2 protein-coding genes are annotated in these 1,105 nt (G+C 63.5%); both read left to right on the plus strand.

Going from position 1 to position 1,105, the window contains the following annotated elements; genetic code table 11:
* A complete protein-coding gene (locus BP858_RS12350) occupies positions 1 to 120 on the plus strand; it encodes an amino acid--tRNA ligase-related protein (protein WP_394339379.1) in 120 nt (39 codons plus the stop codon).
* Positions 117 to 1,019 carry a methionine synthase gene (locus BP858_RS05325; RefSeq protein ID WP_286879038.1) on the plus strand — a complete coding sequence of 301 codons (903 nt, stop codon included), beginning with the start codon at positions 117 to 119 and terminating at the stop codon, positions 1,017 to 1,019. The genes BP858_RS12350 and BP858_RS05325 overlap by 4 nt, the downstream gene beginning before the upstream one ends.
* Positions 1,020 to 1,105: the final 86 nt, after the last annotated feature.

Genomic DNA, 1,105 nt, shown 5'->3' on the forward strand with positions numbered 1-1,105 from the left:
ATGCCCCCGCACGCCGGGTGGGGGCTCGGTATCGAGCGTCTGGTGATGACGATGCTCGGTCTTGGGAACATCCGCGAGGCGGTACTCTTTCCGCGTGACCGACATAGACTGACTCCATGAGACTGATGAGCAGACTCCTGCCCACCACGGTGGTCGGGAGCTACCCGGTGGTGAAAGGCTCGGGGATTTTTGCCCTCGTGGACCCGCTGAAACACGCGGTGGAGGTAGCGGTCGCCGACCAGGTCGCGGCCGGGATCGATATCATCTCCGACGGTCAGGTCCGGGGCGACATGATCCGGGCCTTCACCTCCCGCCTCCCCGGCATCCGGGGGTCTTCGGTCGTCGGGAAGGTCCAGCCTGCCCGGCAGCCCATCACAGTCGGGGATACAAAATATGCCCTCTCCCGGCACCCGAAGGTGAAAGGGATCCTCACCGGTCCGAGCACGCTTGCGCACGGTCTTGCGATCGAGACTCCGTTCTACCGGAACAAGGACGAACTGGTCCTGGACCTTGCCCAGGCGCTCGCGGTCGAGGCGGCGTACCTGGAGTCGGCCGGGGTCACGGTTCTCCAGGTCGATGAGCCTATCTTCTCCACGGGAGCCGCAAACATCGCCGTTGGCCTTGAGGCGGTGAACGCGATCGTCGCCCGGCTCAGGATCCCGGTCTGCCTCCACGTCTGCGGGGGTCTGTCAGCGGTCATTGACGACGTCCTCCAGGCGAACGTCGCGATATTTGACTTTGAGTTCGCCAATAACCCGGGGAACCTCGACCTGCTCTCGGAGAAGGACCTGCGCGGCAGGATGATCGGCTACGGCTGCGTGGACTCGGCAGACCCGGGCGTCGAGAGCGTCGAGACTATCCGAAAGCGTATCGAGGCCGGGGTCGACGTCTTCTCACCTGAGGCCATGCTCATCGACCCCGACTGCGGCCTGCGGATGCAGTCGCGGGATGCGGCGTTTGGAAAACTGAAGAATATGGTTGCCGCAGCAGGAATGGTCCGGGCCGGGTATACCGGCTAGACCACCCTGCTCGTCGTCGAGAGTTCAAGACCCTTTGCGACGATGTGGTACGGGATAACCCGTTGCGGCACGTTTGCGTCTTTGTA

It is taken from the genome of Methanoculleus sp. UBA413, assembly GCF_002502935.1.
Classification (GTDB): Archaea; Halobacteriota; Methanomicrobia; order Methanomicrobiales; family Methanoculleaceae; genus Methanoculleus; species Methanoculleus bourgensis.